This is a genomic window from Priestia sp. YIM B13489 (assembly GCF_042787645.1).
Lineage (GTDB): Bacteria > Bacillota > Bacilli > Bacillales > Bacillaceae_H > Priestia > Priestia megaterium.
Window position 1 is genome coordinate 623,733 of record NZ_JBHZOQ010000053.1, and the last position, 16,454, is coordinate 640,186.

21 protein-coding genes are annotated in these 16,454 nt (G+C 38.0%); 17 read left to right on the forward strand and 4 right to left on the reverse strand.

Annotated features, from left to right (window positions below; translation table 11 throughout):
• Positions 1–140 precede the first annotated feature (140 nt).
• From ACFX4W_RS09055 to ACFX4W_RS09070, 4 genes are all read left to right on the forward strand, one after another.
• On the forward strand, positions 141–1,064 hold the full coding sequence (locus ACFX4W_RS09055) for a PLP-dependent cysteine synthase family protein (protein WP_043976161.1): 924 nt from the start codon (positions 141–143) through the stop codon (positions 1,062–1,064).
• Position 1,065: 1 nt separating this feature from the next.
• The gene (locus tag ACFX4W_RS09060) at positions 1,066–2,199 is read left to right on the forward strand and encodes a bifunctional cystathionine gamma-lyase/homocysteine desulfhydrase (protein ID WP_043976162.1); all 1,134 of its coding nucleotides are present in this window, start codon (positions 1,066–1,068) and stop codon (positions 2,197–2,199) included.
• 81 nt (positions 2,200–2,280) lie between these two features.
• On the forward strand, positions 2,281–2,511 hold the full coding sequence (locus ACFX4W_RS09065; protein ID WP_043976163.1) for a YrhC family protein: 231 nt from the start codon (positions 2,281–2,283) through the stop codon (positions 2,509–2,511).
• 391 nt (positions 2,512–2,902) lie between these two features.
• The gene (locus tag ACFX4W_RS09070; RefSeq protein ID WP_013059269.1) at positions 2,903–3,043 is read left to right on the forward strand and encodes a YrzI family small protein; all 141 of its coding nucleotides are present in this window, start codon (positions 2,903–2,905) and stop codon (positions 3,041–3,043) included.
• Between the two features lie 170 nt (positions 3,044–3,213).
• Here ACFX4W_RS09070 and sigK read toward each other — a convergent pair whose 3' ends face one another.
• The gene (sigK, locus tag ACFX4W_RS09075; RefSeq protein WP_377559361.1) at positions 3,214–3,942 is read right to left on the reverse strand and encodes an RNA polymerase sporulation sigma factor SigK; all 729 of its coding nucleotides are present in this window, start codon (positions 3,940–3,942) and stop codon (positions 3,214–3,216) included.
• Between the two features lie 216 nt (positions 3,943–4,158).
• Here sigK and ACFX4W_RS09080 point away from each other — a divergent pair, with 216 nt between their 5' ends.
• Complete coding sequence (locus ACFX4W_RS09080; protein ID WP_014458166.1) at positions 4,159–4,308, forward strand: hypothetical protein; 150 nt, start codon at positions 4,159–4,161, stop codon at positions 4,306–4,308.
• A 175-nt stretch (positions 4,309–4,483) separates the two neighbouring features.
• Here ACFX4W_RS09080 and pssA read toward each other — a convergent pair whose 3' ends face one another.
• Entirely contained in the window at positions 4,484–5,023 is a 540-nt protein-coding gene (pssA, locus tag ACFX4W_RS09085) for a CDP-diacylglycerol--serine O-phosphatidyltransferase (protein WP_013059266.1), read from the reverse strand.
• Between the two features lie 114 nt (positions 5,024–5,137).
• Between pssA and ACFX4W_RS09090 the strand changes: the two genes are divergently transcribed.
• A complete protein-coding gene (locus ACFX4W_RS09090) occupies positions 5,138–5,920 on the forward strand; it encodes a phosphatidylserine decarboxylase (protein ID WP_028410606.1) in 783 nt (260 codons plus the stop codon).
• Positions 5,921–5,993: 73 nt separating this feature from the next.
• Here the strand turns inward: ACFX4W_RS09090 and ACFX4W_RS09095 are convergent, their stop codons facing one another.
• The gene (locus tag ACFX4W_RS09095) at positions 5,994–6,134 is read right to left on the reverse strand and encodes a sporulation histidine kinase inhibitor Sda (protein WP_013059264.1); all 141 of its coding nucleotides are present in this window, start codon (positions 6,132–6,134) and stop codon (positions 5,994–5,996) included.
• A 549-nt stretch (positions 6,135–6,683) separates the two neighbouring features.
• Between ACFX4W_RS09095 and ACFX4W_RS09100 the strand changes: the two genes are divergently transcribed.
• Genes ACFX4W_RS09100 through ACFX4W_RS09135 form a run of 8 tightly spaced genes read left to right on the forward strand, consistent with a single transcriptional unit; the run spans position 6,684 to position 11,776 of the window.
• Entirely contained in the window at positions 6,684–7,196 is a 513-nt protein-coding gene (locus tag ACFX4W_RS09100; RefSeq protein ID WP_013059263.1) for a YqeG family HAD IIIA-type phosphatase, read from the forward strand.
• A 3-nt stretch (positions 7,197–7,199) separates the two neighbouring features.
• Positions 7,200–8,306: a ribosome biogenesis GTPase YqeH gene (gene yqeH, locus ACFX4W_RS09105; RefSeq protein WP_043976164.1), complete on the forward strand. Its 1,107-nt coding sequence runs from the start codon at positions 7,200–7,202 to the stop codon at positions 8,304–8,306.
• Between the two features lie 19 nt (positions 8,307–8,325).
• Complete coding sequence (gene aroE, locus ACFX4W_RS09110; protein WP_080781554.1) at positions 8,326–9,165, forward strand: shikimate dehydrogenase; 840 nt, start codon at positions 8,326–8,328, stop codon at positions 9,163–9,165.
• A gap of 18 nt (positions 9,166–9,183) precedes the next feature.
• Positions 9,184–9,483, forward strand: a complete 300-nt coding sequence (gene yhbY, locus ACFX4W_RS09115; RefSeq protein ID WP_043976166.1) for a ribosome assembly RNA-binding protein YhbY — start codon at positions 9,184–9,186, stop codon at positions 9,481–9,483.
• Positions 9,484–9,543: 60 nt separating this feature from the next.
• Complete coding sequence (locus ACFX4W_RS09120; protein WP_043976168.1) at positions 9,544–10,116, forward strand: nicotinate-nucleotide adenylyltransferase; 573 nt, start codon at positions 9,544–9,546, stop codon at positions 10,114–10,116.
• Positions 10,103–10,675: a bis(5'-nucleosyl)-tetraphosphatase (symmetrical) YqeK gene (gene yqeK / locus ACFX4W_RS09125; protein ID WP_034648849.1), complete on the forward strand. Its 573-nt coding sequence runs from the start codon at positions 10,103–10,105 to the stop codon at positions 10,673–10,675. The genes ACFX4W_RS09120 and yqeK overlap by 14 nt, the downstream gene beginning before the upstream one ends.
• Positions 10,668–11,021 carry a ribosome silencing factor gene (gene rsfS / locus ACFX4W_RS09130; RefSeq protein ID WP_013085071.1) on the forward strand — a complete coding sequence of 118 codons (354 nt, stop codon included), beginning with the start codon at positions 10,668–10,670 and terminating at the stop codon, positions 11,019–11,021. Before yqeK ends, rsfS begins: the two co-directional genes overlap by 8 nt.
• Complete coding sequence (locus tag ACFX4W_RS09135; protein ID WP_043976170.1) at positions 11,018–11,776, forward strand: class I SAM-dependent DNA methyltransferase; 759 nt, start codon at positions 11,018–11,020, stop codon at positions 11,774–11,776. The genes rsfS and ACFX4W_RS09135 overlap by 4 nt, the downstream gene beginning before the upstream one ends.
• Positions 11,777–11,816: 40 nt before the next feature.
• Here ACFX4W_RS09135 and comER read toward each other — a convergent pair whose 3' ends face one another.
• On the reverse strand, positions 11,817–12,647 hold the full coding sequence (gene comER, locus ACFX4W_RS09140; RefSeq protein WP_025750559.1) for a late competence protein ComER: 831 nt from the start codon (positions 12,645–12,647) through the stop codon (positions 11,817–11,819).
• A 96-nt stretch (positions 12,648–12,743) separates the two neighbouring features.
• On the opposite strand from comER, the gene ACFX4W_RS09145 reads away from it, so the two are divergent.
• The 3 genes from ACFX4W_RS09145 (at position 12,744) to ACFX4W_RS09155 (ending at position 16,402) form a co-directional block, all read left to right on the forward strand.
• The gene (locus ACFX4W_RS09145; RefSeq protein ID WP_043976171.1) at positions 12,744–13,379 is read left to right on the forward strand and encodes a helix-hairpin-helix domain-containing protein; all 636 of its coding nucleotides are present in this window, start codon (positions 12,744–12,746) and stop codon (positions 13,377–13,379) included.
• Positions 13,380–13,475: 96 nt separating this feature from the next.
• Positions 13,476–14,042 (forward strand): ComE operon protein 2, encoded by a 567-nt coding sequence (locus ACFX4W_RS09150; protein ID WP_025750557.1) that lies wholly within the window; start codon positions 13,476–13,478, stop codon positions 14,040–14,042.
• Between the two features lie 68 nt (positions 14,043–14,110).
• On the forward strand, positions 14,111–16,402 hold the full coding sequence (locus tag ACFX4W_RS09155; RefSeq protein ID WP_043976173.1) for a DNA internalization-related competence protein ComEC/Rec2: 2,292 nt from the start codon (positions 14,111–14,113) through the stop codon (positions 16,400–16,402).
• Positions 16,403–16,454: the final 52 nt, after the last annotated feature.

Below are 16,454 nucleotides of genomic sequence, written 5' to 3' on the forward strand. Positions count from 1 at the left end.
TGTTCGTAAAATATAGAGTTTGTTTTCGTCTACACTCTGCATCGTTTATCATAACATGGGGTGTAGACTATATTTTTACCTTAATTCCGACTTTATTTATAGGTTAAGTTATATTATTCGATAGCGAGGTGTTCAAGCTTATGAAGGTAGCCAAAAACGTTCATGAATTGATTGGAAACACACCTATGATTGAGATTACACAATTTGATTTACCCAGAGAAATCAGGATATTTGCTAAACTGGAATATGTTAATCCAGGAGGAAGTGTAAAAGATCGTTTAGGAAAAGAACTGCTGAAAGAAGCTCTTAGCTCTGGAAGACTGAATCGAGGCGGAACGGTGGTTGAGCCTACTGCTGGAAATACGGGGATTGGGCTGGCTTTAGCTGCTCTTCAGCACGAAATAAACGTTATACTATGTGTTCCAGAAAAATTCAGTATTGAAAAACAGCAGCTTATGAAGGCTTTGGGGGCAACGGTGGTTCAAACACCTACTGAAGCTGGTATGAAAGGTGCTATAAACAAGGCTCAAGAGCTGCTGCGTGAAATACCTGGTTCTTATTGTCCTCAGCAGTTTGCTAATCCGGCTAATCCTATGACTTATTACAAAACCTTAGGGCCAGAAATATATGAACAGCTTGATGGAAAAATCGACGTGTTTGTAGCTGGAGCAGGTACAGGTGGAACATTTATGGGTACAGCAAAATTTTTGAAAGAAAAAAATCCTTCTCTAAAAACAGTCATTGTTGAGCCAGAAGGTTCGATTTTAAACGGAGGGAAATCCGGCCCTCACTTAACTGAAGGAATTGGAATGGAGTTCATCCCTGATTATATGGAGCGGTCTTATTTTAATGCTATTCATACTGTTGAAGATGTTTATGCTTTTCAAAGAGTGAAAGAGCTGGCTTTAAAAGAAGGGTTACTAGTAGGGAGCTCTTCAGGAGCAGCCTTCGAAGCAGCCCTGCTCGAAGCAAAAAATGCAGAAAAAGGCGCTCATATTGTCACTATTTTTCCCGATAGCAGCGAACGGTACTTAAGTAAAAATATTTACAGTGGAGGAAGATAAGATGAAACGTAAAACACAGTTAATTCATGGTGGAATTGTTGGCGATGAACAGACGGGTGCTGTCTCTGTTCCTATTTATCAAGTGAGCACTTATAAACAAGAGGGAGCTGGGAAACATACGGGATACGAATATTCTAGAACCGGTAACCCTACACGACACGCCTTAGAAGAACTTATCAAAGAAATTGAAGGAGGATATGCTGGGTTTGCGTTTGGATCTGGTATGGCAGCTACTACTGCTGTATTCATGCTGTTTAACAGCGGAGATCATGTGCTAATTACAGATGACGTTTACGGAGGAACGTACCGAGTGATTACAAAAGTGCTGAGCCGTATTGGCATTGAAGCTACTTTTATTGATACAAGCGACATCGAAAATATTAAGAAAGAAATTCGCCCCAACACAAAAGCTATTTATATCGAGACTCCCACGAATCCTCTCCTAAAAATTACTGACTTGCAGCAGGCTTCTTCAGTAGCTAAACAGCATCATTTACTTACCATCGTTGATAACACATTCAGTACCCCGTATTGGCAAAACCCTATCGAAAAAGGTGCGGATATCGTTCTGCACAGTGCAACTAAGTATCTAGGCGGCCACAGTGACGTTGTAGCAGGGCTAGCCGTTGTGAATTCGTCTAAATTGGCAGAAGACCTTCATTTTATTCAAAATGCGACTGGAGGCGTTTTAGGGCCCCAAGATTCTTGGCTTTTGATGAGGGGGATTAAAACATTAGGAATACGAATGGAAGAACATGAATTCAACACTGGGAAAATAGTAGAATTTTTACTTGCTCATCCTGCTGTTACAAAAGTATATTATCCAGGATTAAAAACCCATCCAAACCACCTCATTGCTAAAAAGCAGGCAAGAGGTTTTGGAGGAATGGTTTCTTTTGATGTGGGAAGCGAAGAGAAAGCGGAACAAGTACTGAGCAAAGTGAAGTATTTTACATTAGCAGAAAGTTTAGGAGCCATTGAAAGCCTTATTTCCATTCCTTCTAAAATGACTCATGCTTCTATACCGAGCGACCGACGTAAAGAGCTAGGAATTACAGATGGATTAATTCGTATTTCTGTAGGCCTTGAAGATGTAGAAGATTTAATTGAAGACTTAGAAGAGGCATTGAAATGAGGGTGGTAAAAATAGGATTTTTATAGACATATAGATCTATGATAGAGTAGAGTTATAACATTCTACTGAGAAGGTGATTGTATGAAAGCTCAAAGCATCAAAGCAAAAATTGAAGATTACAGCCGCTTTATTTACGTCCTTCTAGCCGTAAGTACATTCTTGTACATTGGTGTTATGATTGGCCAAGGTGAAAAAAGTGATATGCAGCTTGGAATAATGGAAGCCATCGTTATTCTTTTTGCCGCCCTTGCCTTTTATTTTAGTTATCAAACTAAAAAACTGAAAAAAGAACTAATGAAAGAAAAAGAATAATAGATATAAAAAGACGATCATACATCGTCTTTTTTTTATGAGGGTTGAAAAAAATAAAAAAATTCCCTATTTTTCAAAAAAACAGTTTACTTTTTATGAGTCCGTGGATATAATTACCATTGTAAGGAAAATACTTTATTAAAAGGAGGTCGAGTCATATGTTAAGACGTTTATCAGTTATGGGTCATCCAGTTTCAACTATGTTCAAAAATCGTCTATATACGTATACTATTCGGCCGTGTTCCTGTATCAAGTAACTTTCTTACTTTGATCATTAAAACACGTTAATTCACCACAGGTGCGAATAGTAGCCCTGTGGTTTTTATTATTTTTCAGCCACAGGATGCTTATGCATTACTGTGGCTTTTTTGTGTATAAGGAGGTGATTGTAATGACACTGAACATTTTCTTTTTAACTATTACCATAAAGTCTCGTCAATACTCTGAGGCAGAAATTAAGCATGAACAGTATGTAAGACAATTAGAAGAAGAAATAAAAGACCGCAAGTATGAGTTTTACCGTCATTTCTAATTTGAACAGTGGAAAGGAGTGGATGAATGATGATTAATCAAAAAGGATATATCGTTGTATGGCTGCTTGTGGAGAAAGATTCCACCTAAATGATTAGTAGGGGGAGTAATGATGTGTTTGCTACGGATTATTATTTGGAAATTATTTTAAAAAAAGAGCGGAAAGAAGGATTAATTCTCCTTCTTTCCGCTCTTTTTTTTCTCTTTTTCGGCTCTGTAAAATTCGTGAAACATTTTCATCAGCGCTCGCTTTTCAATTCGCGAAACATAACTTCTTGAAATATTTAATTCTTTTGCAATTTCTCGCTGGGTTTTTTCATCCTGCAGATCCAAACCGAAGCGACCAACAATTACTTCCTTTTCCCGATCATCGAGAATATCGATGTATTCTTTTATTTTTTCTAATTCCATATTTAGTTGAATCATATCAATTACATCGTCTGATTCTGATTTTAATACATCAATCAAACTGGTTTCATTTCCTTCTTTATCCTGGCCAATTGGATCATGCAGAGACACATCTTTTTTTGTTTTTTTGAGCGCTCGCAAGTGCATCAATATTTCATTTTCAATACATCGTGCGGCATAAGTAGCTAATTTTGTTCCTTTTCCTTGCGAATAACTTTCGATTGCTTTAATTAAACCGATTGTCCCAATTGAAATTAAATCTTCCGCATCCTCTCCCGTGTTTTCAAACTTTTTAACAATATGCGCAACGAGCCGGAGATTGTGTTCGATAAGAAGGTTTCGCGCTTCTTGATCTCCTTGTTCCATTAAAGATAAATATCTCTTTTCTTCAGCAGCAGACAAGGGTTGAGGAAAGGCATTGTTTTTTACGTAGGAAACAAGGAAAACCAATTCTTTAAAGAAATAGCCTAGTGCGGTAAATAATGCAGACATCTCTTCACCTCCATAAGGGGATATCAACTTGTGAGAGACTAACATTACACTATATGTAAAAAGAAGGATGTCTTTGCCTGTACGTTTAAAATTCCCCCCGGGGACAAGAGAGTTTGAAAAAGTCCACAGATTTTTCTTTATAGATAGTTACCAGCCTATACAGAGAAAAAGTATGTACATACGCTAGTAGTAGTTCATAGTGTAAGGAGGGAAAATATGTACGGTTACGGAGGCTGCTGTTATCCTAATTATCCAGCTTACCCATGTGGAGGAGGCTTCGGCTGGGGACTTGGATTGTTGATTGTTCTGTTTGTCCTGTTATTAATTTTCGGAAGCTTCTATTGGTTTTTTAGCTGCTGGTGTTAAAAAAAACTCATGCATGTGCATGAGTTTTTTTAGATGACATATCCTACCGAATAGAACCATTCATTCTTAAGAATTCTTAAGGAATTTTCGCTTTGTTTCTTAAAGAAGATGATTTATTCTATAATTAAGAAAAGAAGCAAGACGATAATATTCCTCTGCAAAAGTAAATGGAGCTCTACACTTTTTTTAGCTTGAAAGTACTAATCATCAAGCAAGCGAGTACGATAATTAAAAACATATAAAAGTGTGAAGGCAAATAAGGGACGCCCAAGTAGCTAAGAGTTAATAAACAACCTGCTGCGGTAATAGGGAGCCCTGTAAAATACCCAGTATTTTCTGTGATGTTAAAGCGAGCAAGACGAAGTGCTCCGCAAGCAATGTAACAGATGGTAACAATTGAACCTGCAGCACCAAAGTGAGACAAAATACTTTGATAAAGTAGTAGAGCTGGAGCGATGCCAAATGATATAATATCGCACATGGAGTCCAGTTGTTTTCCAAGTTCAGATTCAATTTGCAGCTTTCTGGCTACCATGCCGTCGAATCGGTCTGCTAACGCTGCTAAAAAAATCAGTAATAAACTTAAGTTCAATTCATTTTTCATGACAAATAAAATAGCAAAGCTTCCTAAACTTAAATTAACAATCGTTAAGGAGTTTGCCGCTTGGGATCTCAGCTTTTTAATTGTATGATCTAGATAGTCTAATAAAAACAATTTCCTCACTCCTTTAAAGGATGGAATGAACTAAAGGTAAAAATAATGGTAATTTCATTGTAGACGCAAACCTTATTCTAGTAAAGAACTATTCAGTATGTGGAGGTAAAATTATTGTTGCAGCACCTGTATCGAACGTTTATTGAGCTTACGAATCATCAAGGATCATCGAAGCTCATTCGGAAATTCACTTTTTCTAAATGGAGTCGGTTTGTTATACCCTCCTATACAAAAGTTTTTAAAGTAAATAAAGAAGAAATGGACAAGCCTCTGCATCACTATCAAAACTTACACGAGCTATTTATTCGCCGTTTGAATCCTTCTGCCCGTCCGGTCGACCAGCAGAAAGACAGCGTTGTCAGTCCTGTAGATGCAAAGATAGAAGCATATGGAGTCATTACGCCTCAAAAAGAAATGATTGTAAAAAACAAACCTTATTCTATACAGGAAATGGTTTCAAATGATCTCATTCTTGAAAAATATATAGAGGGACAGTTTATTATTCTCTATCTTAGTCCGAAAGACTATCATCGTATTCACAGTCCTCTTAAAGCCCAAGTGGGGAATACGTGGACCGTTGGACAAAAGTCTTATCCAGTAAATTCATTAGGAATCAAGTACGGAAAAGAACCGCTGGTGAAAAATTTCCGGAAGCTCACGGAGTTAACATTTGAAAATGGTCACATGCTGATGGTAAAAGTAGGAGCCATGTTTATCAACAGCATTGAAGCGGTTTCTAAAAAAGAAGTAGTCGAAAAAGGGGAAGAAATGGCTTACTTCACGTTTGGTTCGACTGTCATTTTATTATTTGAGAAGAACTCAATCACTTTTGATTCTAACGTCCACTCAGGTTCTTATGTAAAGTATGGAGAACCAATTGCTCATTTGAAAAAATAGAGCCTATATAATAAAAGAGTAGATAGATAAATGAAGATGCAGCTTTCTTTTATTAAGAAGGCTCTTTTATTCGTTAAGAAGGAATTTGTATGCTAATCTTTAATGATCTTCTTTCAATTTCCTCTTCAATTAATTTTATAAAATCAGGGCTTAATTGCAGTTCGGTTGCTTTGCTGTATGATTCAATAAGCAGCTCATCTGATAATTTTCTCATAAGATTGCCGCCACCTCCTACTAAAATAAATATCCTAAAAAGTTATATTTAAATGCTAATAAATTCCTTATTTATAATCTAACATGAATCAAATAAAGGAACAATCGTTCTGTTATCCACAGCTTTCGGTGGATAAAATGTGGGTATGTTGTTTATAATTACCATTAATTGCTGAACTATAACAGAGGATAATGTGTATAAACTTATCCACATAATTAGGCTTATCATTTTTTGTCGAAAACTTTTAACAGAATTTGTTTACCACTTACCCTATTTGATCAGTAATAAACGTTTTCTGCACTATTTTTTATTTTAAGTTTGCAGAGGGTGAATATATCGTAAGCCTACGAACAAATAGAGGTTTGCTACCTTTTGTCAATAACTTTCTGTATAAAGTTAAAGCATTCACAAGGCATATCCTTTATACTAAGAAAAGACCTGTTTTTGAAGAGAATAAAATTTTAGGTTGGAAAATAACAAGAAGTCGTTATAATGATAGACGGCGTTAATTTTAGTATGTAACTATATATTCGAGGTGCATGATACGTGTTGAAACTTTTTTTACCAAATGAACATGTGAAAAACGTGTTTCAAATTAAGCCAGACGATTTGAAAGAGCGCGGAATAAAAGGAATTATTACCGACTTAGATAACACGTTGGTGGAATGGGATCGCCCTGATGCCACTCCGGAATTAATTGAGTGGTTTCAGTTAATGAAAGATAGTGGAATTAAAATTACGATTGTATCGAATAATGTGGAGAAACGAGTCAAGCTGTTTTCAGATCCAGTTGGACTTCCATTTGTATATAAAGCACGCAAACCGATGCGTAAAGCATTTAGAAGAGCTCTTCGTGATATGGAGCTGCAAAAAGATGAGGTTGTAGTGATTGGTGACCAGCTTTTAACGGATGTATTAGGAGGAAATCGTCTCGGCGTATATACGGTTTTGGTTGTACCAGTTGCGCAAACAGATGGATTTGTAACGAAATTTAACCGTAAAATGGAACGAAGAATTCTAGGCTGGATGAAACGAAAAGGTATGATTAACTGGGAGGATTAAAACGTGAGTGAAGAAAAATTACAGTGCGTAGGATGCGGAGTGGAGATTCAAACAGAACGACCAAATGAACTTGGTTATGCTCCAAAATCAGCACTAGAAAAAGAAGCTATTATTTGCCAGCGATGCTTTCGCTTGAAGCATTATAATGAAGTACAAGATGTTTCCTTAACAGATGATGATTTTTTAAAAATCTTAAATGGAATTGGTCAAACGGACGGTTTAGTTGTAAAAGTTGTAGATATCTTTGACTTTAACGGCAGCTGGTTACCTGGTTTGCATCGATTTGTTGGAAATAACAAGGTCCTTTTAGTGGGAAATAAGGCAGATTTACTGCCAAAGTCTATAAAGAAAAATAAACTAATTCATTGGATGAAGCGAGAAGCGAAAGAGCTTGGGCTAAAATCAGTGGATGTGTTCCTCATGAGTGCGCAAAAAGGACAAGGAATTCGAGAAATTGCCGAAGCCATTGAACATTATCGCGAAGGTAAAGATGTATATGTTGTGGGATGTACAAACGTTGGTAAATCAACATTTATTAATGCCATTATTAAAGAAGTAACGGGAGAAAAAGATATTATTACTACATCTCAATATCCGGGCACAACGCTGGATATGATTGATATCCCGCTTGATAACGGCGCATCTCTATATGATACGCCTGGTATTATTAATCACCATCAAATGGCTCACTATGTAGATAAACGAGACTTAAAGCTGATTTCTCCTAAAAAAGAAATAAAGCCGAAGGTTTATCAGCTAAATGAAGGGCAAACGTTATACTTCGGAGGACTGGCGCGCTTAGATTATGTACAGGGGGGCCGCAAGTCATTAACATGTTATGTATCGAACGATTTGCATATCCATCGTACGAAGCTTGAAAAAGCAGATGAGTTGTATGAAAAGCAAGCAGGTGAACTGCTTCAGCCGCCGCGCCCAGAGCAAATGGATGAGTTTCCTGAACTGGTTGCACATGAATTTACAATAAAAAATGAAAAAACGGATATTGTTTTTTCAGGGCTGGGCTGGGTGACGGTTAATGAGTCAGGTTCAAAAGTTGTGGCGCATGCACCAAAAGGAGTCGGCGTATTTGTGCGCGATTCTTTAATTTAAACAAAAAGGGGAAAAAATCTTGAGTACATTATATGGGCTAGTTGGTTATCCGCTTGGGCATTCACTATCGCCATTGATGCAAAATGATGCCTTTAAACGTCTGAATATGGATGCTCATTATGAAGCTTTTCCAATTGAACCTGTTCATTTTGAGTCAGCCATTGGAGAGCTAAAAGATAAAAACATTCAAGGATTTAATGTCACGATTCCTTATAAAGTTGATATTATGAAGCATTTGGATGAAGTCGATCCATTAGCAAAGGCAATTGGCGCTGTAAATACAGTTGTTAATCAAGATGGCCGTTATATTGGATACAATACCGACGGTGAGGGGTATGTGACGTCTTTGCTCAAAGCAGTAGAAGGAAGCTTATCCCAAAAAAGAATTTTAATTATTGGAGCTGGAGGAGCTGCAAAAGCTATTTTTTATACAATTGCAGCTCAGCATGCTCCTGAGGTAATTGCGATATGCAATCGTACCGCCGAAAAAGCAGCTGTATTAGCTAACGAGCTGCCTTTTTCGACGAAAACAGCGGCGATGTCTATTTCTGATGCAGAAAAACAATTAGATACATTCGATATTATTATTAATACCACTTCAGTGGGAATGTACCCTAACGTGGATGAGCTGCCATTAGCACTTACTTTATTGCAAAAAGAAGCCGTAGTCAGCGATATTATTTACAACCCTTTAAAAACAAAGCTTTTAAAAGAGGCTGAAGCAAAAGGGGCAGGCACTCATAACGGTGTCGGTATGTTTGTACTGCAAGGTGCACTTGCATTTGAAAAGTGGACGAACGTCCGTCCTGACGAAGAGGCAATGGAACACATTGTTCTTTCAACACTAACTAAGAGATAAGATACAACGGAGGTTTTTATGTTAACAGGTAAACAAAAACGTTTTTTACGTTCAAAAGCACATCATTTAAATCCAATTTTCCAAGTAGGAAAAGGTGGAGTCAATGAAAATATGATTGGTCAAATTGCTGATGCATTAGAAGCAAGAGAATTATTAAAAGTAAGCATTCTGCAAAACTGTGACGAAGATCGTGACACGGTTGCTGCTCGATTAACAAAAGGAGCAAAAGCAGAGCTTGTACAAGTGATTGGAAATACGATTGTATTATATAAAGAATCACGCGAAAATAAGCAGTTAATGCTTCCAAAAGTGAAATGAAATAGAGCGGGGAAACCCGCTCTATTTAAAAATGAAGTAAATTAAAGGAGTCGGGGATTGTTGAAGAGTATTGGAATTTTAGGTGGAACATTCAATCCGCCTCATTTGGGGCATTTAATGATGGCAAATGAGGTTTTGCATGCCTTGAAATTAGATGAGATATGGTTCATGCCGTCGTATATTCCACCTCATAAAACAATCAAAGAGCCTATTGAGCCATATCATCGTTTACACATGCTAAAGCTAGCTATTGAAGAACATGATCAATTTACCCTGCAGCCCATCGAATTTGAGCGCAAAGAGCCTTCATATACATATGATACGATGAGAATACTAACGGAGAAATATCCAACATGTCAGTTTTATTTCATCGTTGGTGCTGATATGGTAGAATATTTGCCGAAGTGGTATGAAATTGATGAATTAGTCAATTTGGTTACATTTGTAGGTGTAAAACGCCCGGGGTATACCATTACGTCCCCTTACCCGATAAAAGAAGTAGAAGTTCCGCAGTTTGATGTCTCCTCTTCCTTTATTCGCGAACGAGTAGTAAAGAAAGAAACCATTCGTTATTTTATACCTGCTGGTGTTAAACAATATATCGAGGAGAATCAATTATATGAATCGAACTGAGGCATTAGAAATCGTAAAGAAACAGTTAACAGAACGCCGTTATATTCATACTGTCGGGGTAATGGAAACAGCAATTGAATTAGCTAAGCGTTTTGAAGCAGACGAAAAAAAAGCAGAATTGGCTGCTATTTTTCATGACTACGCCAAGTTTCGTCCAAAGGAAGAGATGAAGCAAATTATTATTGATCAAAACATGAGCCCTTCTTTATTGGAATACAATACAGAATTATGGCATGCTCCAGTAGGCGCGTTTTTAGTGAGAAATGAAGTAGGGATTACGGATAAGGAAGTATTGGATGCGATTGCTTACCATACATCTGGAAGACCTGGCATGACGTTACTTGAAAAAATTGTGTACGTTGCTGATTACATTGAACCCGGAAGGAGATTTCCAGGTGTTGATGAAGTGCGGGAGTTAGCTAAAACGGACTTAAATGCAGCACTTATTCAATCACTGAAAAACACCATTTCTTTTTTAATGACTAAACATCAGGCCGTTTATCCCGATACGATGATGACATATAATGATTTAATCTTAGGAGGTCAAACACATGACTGAACGTGAATTGCTATCTCTTGTTGTAGAAGCAGCAGACGATAAAAAAGCAATCGATATCGTAGCGTTAAATATGGAAGGAATCTCACTTGTGGCAGATTATTTTGTTATTTGTCACGGTAACTCAGATAAACAAGTGCAGGCAATCGCTCGTGAAATTAAAGAAAAAGCACACGAACAAGGCATTTCTGTGAAGCGTTTAGAAGGATTTGAGCAGGCTAAGTGGGTTCTTGTTGATCTTGGAGATGTTGTGGTTCACATTTTCCATAAAGATGAGCGCGGATATTATAACTTAGAACGCTTATGGGGAGATGCACCATTTGTAAGTTCAGAAGAGCTACAGCTATGAGCAGGTACGGAGAATTTGCCTACGTATATGATCAGCTAATGGCAGACGTTCCGTATGACGATTGGGCTGAATTTTTTAATCAGCAGGTGGCAAAAGCGAAAACAAAGCCTGACAGTATATTAGACCTTGCCTGCGGCACGGGAGAACTCTCCGTTCGATTTGCACAAGAAGGTTTCTCCGTAGTAGGCGTTGATTTGTCTGATGATATGCTTATGGTAGCCCAGGAAAAGGCGGCAGAAGCAGGGTTAACGCTATCTCTTTTTCAGCAAAACATGGCGGAACTTGAGTTATTGAAAGAGTTCGACTGTGTAGTAATCTTTTGTGATTCTTTGAACTATTTGCAAAGTGATAAAGAAGTTCAAGAAACCATTCAACGTGTATATAAGCACTTAAAACCAGGTGGGCTCTTTATATTTGATGTTCATTCAGTGCACAAGATGAAAGACGTATTTGGAAATCAATCTTTTTCTTACGTAGATGAAGACGTGTCATACATTTGGAACTGCACCTATGACGATACAGACACGCGCGTAGAGCATGATATTACGTTTTTTGCTTATGATGAAGAAATGGATGCATATCATCGCTTTGATGAGGTGCATGCTCAGCGCACTTGGTCGATTGACCATTATCAATCATGGCTGAGCGAAGCTGGTTTTATAAATATAGAAGTAAGTGCAGATTTCAAAATGAGTGAGCCTACTTCAAACAGTGAGCGCATCTTTTTCTCTGCGCAAAAAAAAGAAGCCGAGTAGAGGCTTCTTTTTTTGTTTCAAAGCAGGATTTCTACAGAAATTATGGAATAAGACTATCAAACTGATTGTGAACAAGCTCAATGTCTTCGTCAAATTTTTCATGTGTTTTTTGAAATACGTGCACAAACATCTCTCCGAGTTCAGCTTCTAAAACTTTAATACCTTCTCCGGTTACACCGCCTTTTACGCATACTTTATCCTGCAAGGTAGGAAGCGTAAATATTTCTTTTTCCAACAGTTTTCCCATTCCAATAATCATATCACTGGCCATGACGGTAGCTTCTTCTTCAGAAATATTTGTTTCTTGAACTGCTGCATCAATAAAGCGTTGAAGCAAAAAGCTGAAGAATGCAGGACCGCAGCTTACGATATCGGATGATACGCGCGTAATCGTTTGATCAATAGCCACAGGCTTTGACATAGATGAAAATAATTCATGCAAATAATTTTGGTAAAAAGGCGTACACCTTTCTCCAAACGTGAAAAGAGAAACACCTGCTAATGCCCGATTCGTAATGCTGGGGATAATTCTAGCTGCTTGACTCGGAATGAGGCGTTCGATTTGTTCTACGCTAATTGGACTGGTAATGGATACAATGCAATGATCTTTCGTCAGCAGTGGTTCTAATTTTATTAAAAGGGGGTGAATATCCAATGGCTTAACACAAATAAAAATGACTTTGGATGCGTGAACAACTTCTTCAGCTGTATCAGCAACATGAATTTTTTTATGCTGCTGTTGAATCTCTTTGGCTCTTTTTTTTGTGCGATTCATAATAGTAATTTTAGAAGGACGTACGGCTTTTGATTCAATAAACGCATCAATTAATATTTTCCCCATGTTTCCTGTTCCGATAAACCCTATGTTCACTGATTCATTCCCTCCTTCAAAAGCCTTTTCTTCTAAACACTATGAAGACGTAATGGAATTTATGACGTTACTTCAAAATTCAAAGGAGTGTACAATTTGACTTTTTCAAAAAAACAATGGCTAATTGGGTGTATTTGCTTAGCAGTTGGCTTGGCTTTTTATATCTATCGCACAGGCGGAGAGAAACCGGAAAGTTCTCTTCAAACCTCAGATATGATAAAGGCAGAATCTTCTGCTGTAAAAAAAGAAGGAGAGTCGTCTGATCAAGTAATTTCGAGCCAAGATTCTCCGTTTGTTATGGTGGATATTAAAGGAGCTGTTCAGAAGCCCGGTGTATACCAGCTTCCGAAAGATGCAAGGGTAAAAGATGCTCTAGCACAAGCCGGAGGCGCTACAAAAGAAGCGGACTTAAGACAGCTCAACTTAGCTAGCAAGCTACAAGATGAAATGGCTGTTTACATCCCAGCTGCTGGAGAAGAAATCCCGCCTTCATCTCCAGTTTCTTCAATCTCTTCCTCAGGAACCTCAAATGATCAGCCCCTTGTTAATATCAATACAGCGAACACTGATGAACTGCAAACACTAAATGGCATTGGACCTTCAAAAGCGAGTGCCATCGTTTCATATCGAGAGGAAAATGGCTTGTTTCAAACAGTAGAGGATTTGGGGCAAGTATCAGGTATTGGCGAGAAGTCGCTAGAAAAAATTAAAGCTCAAATTACGGTACAGTAGAGACTTATTGACGAAGAAGGAAAAGAAACGCTACACTATGAAAGAGACAAGTATAATTATAATTATTCAGTTTTAAATAAAAAGGTAGGGAATGAGATGAACCGGATTTCATGGGATCAATATTTTATGGCACAAAGCCATTTGCTAGCCTTAAGAAGCACTTGTGAACGTCTGGCTGTTGGGGCTACAGTGGTGCGTGATAAACGTATTATAGCTGGAGGATACAACGGCTCGATCAGCGGAGGCGTGCATTGTGCTGACGAAGGCTGTTATGTGATTGATGGACACTGTGTAAGAACTGTTCATGCAGAAGTGAATGCACTTTTGCAGTGTGCTAAGTTTGGTGTGAAAACAGAAGATGCGGAAGTATACGTCACGCATTTTCCGTGTTTAAACTGCTGTAAAGCCCTTATTCAAGCGGGAATTAAAACAGTATATTACGCTAATGATTACAAAAATCATCCGTATGCTGTTGAGTTATTTCAACAGGCGGGAGTGAAAACAGCAAAAGTTGAACTTGATGAAGCAATCATTGACTTAAAAAGTAAAGAGAAGCTTCAATTTGTGACGGATGTTCTCGCTCGTTTAGAAAAAAGCGGAGCGGACGAAGCAGAAGTGATGAATTTACAGCGTGAAGCTCTCGCTTTGTTTACTGCAAATTAAAGGTAAAAGAGGTTTTTTACTTAGTAACAGTAAGAAGCCTCTTTCTTTTAAGAAGAAAGGAGCTAAAAGTGAAAGGATATTATATTTACTGTGCTTTTAGCATGATGATAGCTTTATATGTATATGATAATCATTCCGCTGTAAGCCTGTTTTTGCTAATCGTGCTTTTCATTTTTCAATGGCTACAATGTCCGAGGAAAGTGGTTATTACTTCTGCACTGTTGAGTGTTTTGTGCGTCTGCCTATTAGCTGAGACAAATAAGCATAACAAAACGGTTCTTTTAACTGAATCTTCTTCTTTTACAGGCGAAATTTCATCTGTGCCGCATAGTGACGGCGACAAGCTTACTTTTAAGTTTACGGTTCAAAATGAAGAGGTCATGGCTTTTTATAAACTAAAAACGTTGGAAGAGAAACAGCAGCTCGAAAAGCTAACGATTCATCAAGTTTGTCAACTAGCGGGGCAATTAACTTCTCCTTCACCTGCTCGCAACCTCCATGCATTTGATTATCAGCAATATTTGTACCATCAGTCTATTCATTGGCAGCTTAACGTCAAGAGACTTGATTTGGTAAAATGCCAGCTCCCCACTCTAACTCCACTTACGTACCTTACCTTTATTCGTCAAAAAGGAATTAATTATATTCAACAAAATATGTCGGATCCAGGCGCTGGGTTTATGCAGGCACTAATTTACGGCGAGCGCACCGGCATCGAAGAAGAGAGTATCAAGCGCTATCAGCAATTTGGTTTAATACACTTGCTTGCCATATCAGGTCTTCATGTTGGACTGCTGACAGCAATGTGTTTTTATTTGCTCATTCGGATTGGAATAACGCGCGAGCGAGCCATTACGCTTTTACTTGTGCTTCTTCCTGTATACATGGTTTTGGCTGGTGGCAGCGCTTCAGTTGTCCGAGCTGTTTTTATGAGTATGCTGATGCTTATATCGATAAAGATACAAAGAAAAATTCTTTTGGTTGATAGCATCAGCCTTGCTTTTATAGCCATGCTGCTTTTTAAGCCGTACTATTTATTTGATGTAGGATTTCAGCTTTCTTTTGCCGTTAGTTTTGCATTGATTTTATCGAGTCAGACGATTTTACCTCGTTTTCATTCTTCTTTCAGCCAGCTCATGGTTGTTTCAGCGATTGCACAAGTCAGTTCACTTCCTTTATTGTTGTACTATTTTTATGGAGTATCTCTTCTCAGTTTGCCATTAAATATGGTTTTTGTACCGCTGTTTTCTCTTGTTATATTACCTCTTTGTTTGCTCATTCTTTTTGTTCGTATCCTCTTGCCGGGAGTGAGTGAACTGCTGGAGCAGATTCTTCATATTCTTTTACTTTTTTGTGAAAAATTGCTTGGCTTTTTTGAGTGGATTCCCGCTGATTTTGTAACGGGAAAACCCCACATTGTGCTGTTTTTGGGCATGTACTTATGCATTTATGCTTTATTTGTGGCGGTCGAAGAAGGAGAATTTTTCGTTCGCTATATGTTTATTCTCGTGGCATTGTTAGCCGCACAATGTATGTATCCTTATTTGAATCCAAAAGGAACGGTCACAATGGTCGATGTAGGACAAGGAGACTGCTTTATCATTGAGCTTCCTTATCGAAAAGGTGTGTATATGATCGATACCGGAGGAACCGTTTCATTTCCAAAAGAACCATGGCAAAAACGGCGTTCTTCTTTTGATGTGGGAGAAGATGTACTTGTTCCCTTTTTGCATTCAAAAGGAATAACAAGGGTAGATAAAATGATTATTACACACGGCGATTATGATCACGCAGGGGCGGCACAGCATTTATTTTCACAAGTGGCTGTCGGAGAGCTGGTGCTTGGGAAAAAAGCTGAATTAAATGATGTAGAGACTGGCTTGGTGATCGCTGCTCAAAAACAAAGCGTGCCTGTTCAAATTGTTCAACAAGGAGATAGCTGGCAAGAAGGAGGTGTGTTATTTCAGATTATTTCTCCGACAGGTTTCGAAGAAACGAGCAACAACGGCTCAATTGTAATAGACGCTAAGTTAGGAAATTTAAGATGGCTATTCACCGGAGATTTAGAAAGGGAAGGAGAACAAAGAATATTGAAAGACTTTCCAAACCTTAAAGCAGATGTATTAAAAGTTGGGCATCATGGCAGTAAAACTTCAACTTCAGAAGAGTTTGTTCAACATTTAAATCCTAAAGTAGCGCTTGTTTCAGCGGGACAAAAAAATCGTTATGGTCATCCTCATCAAGAAATATTAGAGCTTCTGAAAAGCTACGGAGTGTATATTTATCGAACGGATGAAGATGGTGGGGTAATGTATGAATTTACAAAAAAGTCAGGAACGTTTTCGCAGCAACTTCCATAGTCTATAGTAAGAAAAACGAACTAAAAAAGACTGCTAAGAAGCAGCCTTGAAG

Coding starts and splice junctions, on each gene's coding strand:
- ACFX4W_RS09095 (WP_013059264.1), bottom strand. CDS start 6,134: ATGAGAAAATTATCAGATGAGCTGCTTATTGAATCATACAGCAAAGCA.
- ACFX4W_RS09060 (WP_043976162.1), top strand. CDS start 1,066: ATGAAACGTAAAACACAGTTAATTCATGGTGGAATTGTTGGCGATGAA.
- ACFX4W_RS09150 (WP_025750557.1), top strand. CDS start 13,476: ATGAACCGGATTTCATGGGATCAATATTTTATGGCACAAAGCCATTTG.
- ACFX4W_RS09135 (WP_043976170.1), top strand. CDS start 11,018: ATGAGCAGGTACGGAGAATTTGCCTACGTATATGATCAGCTAATGGCA.
- ACFX4W_RS09065 (WP_043976163.1), top strand. CDS start 2,281: ATGAAAGCTCAAAGCATCAAAGCAAAAATTGAAGATTACAGCCGCTTT.
- ACFX4W_RS09070 (WP_013059269.1), top strand. CDS start 2,903: ATGACACTGAACATTTTCTTTTTAACTATTACCATAAAGTCTCGTCAA.
- rsfS (WP_013085071.1), top strand. CDS start 10,668: ATGACTGAACGTGAATTGCTATCTCTTGTTGTAGAAGCAGCAGACGAT.
- yhbY (WP_043976166.1), top strand. CDS start 9,184: ATGTTAACAGGTAAACAAAAACGTTTTTTACGTTCAAAAGCACATCAT.
- ACFX4W_RS09055 (WP_043976161.1), top strand. CDS start 141: ATGAAGGTAGCCAAAAACGTTCATGAATTGATTGGAAACACACCTATG.
- yqeK (WP_034648849.1), top strand. CDS start 10,103: ATGAATCGAACTGAGGCATTAGAAATCGTAAAGAAACAGTTAACAGAA.
- sigK (WP_377559361.1), bottom strand. CDS start 3,942: ATGTCTGCATTATTTACCGCACTAGGCTATTTCTTTAAAGAATTGGTT.
- ACFX4W_RS09080 (WP_014458166.1), top strand. CDS start 4,159: ATGTACGGTTACGGAGGCTGCTGTTATCCTAATTATCCAGCTTACCCA.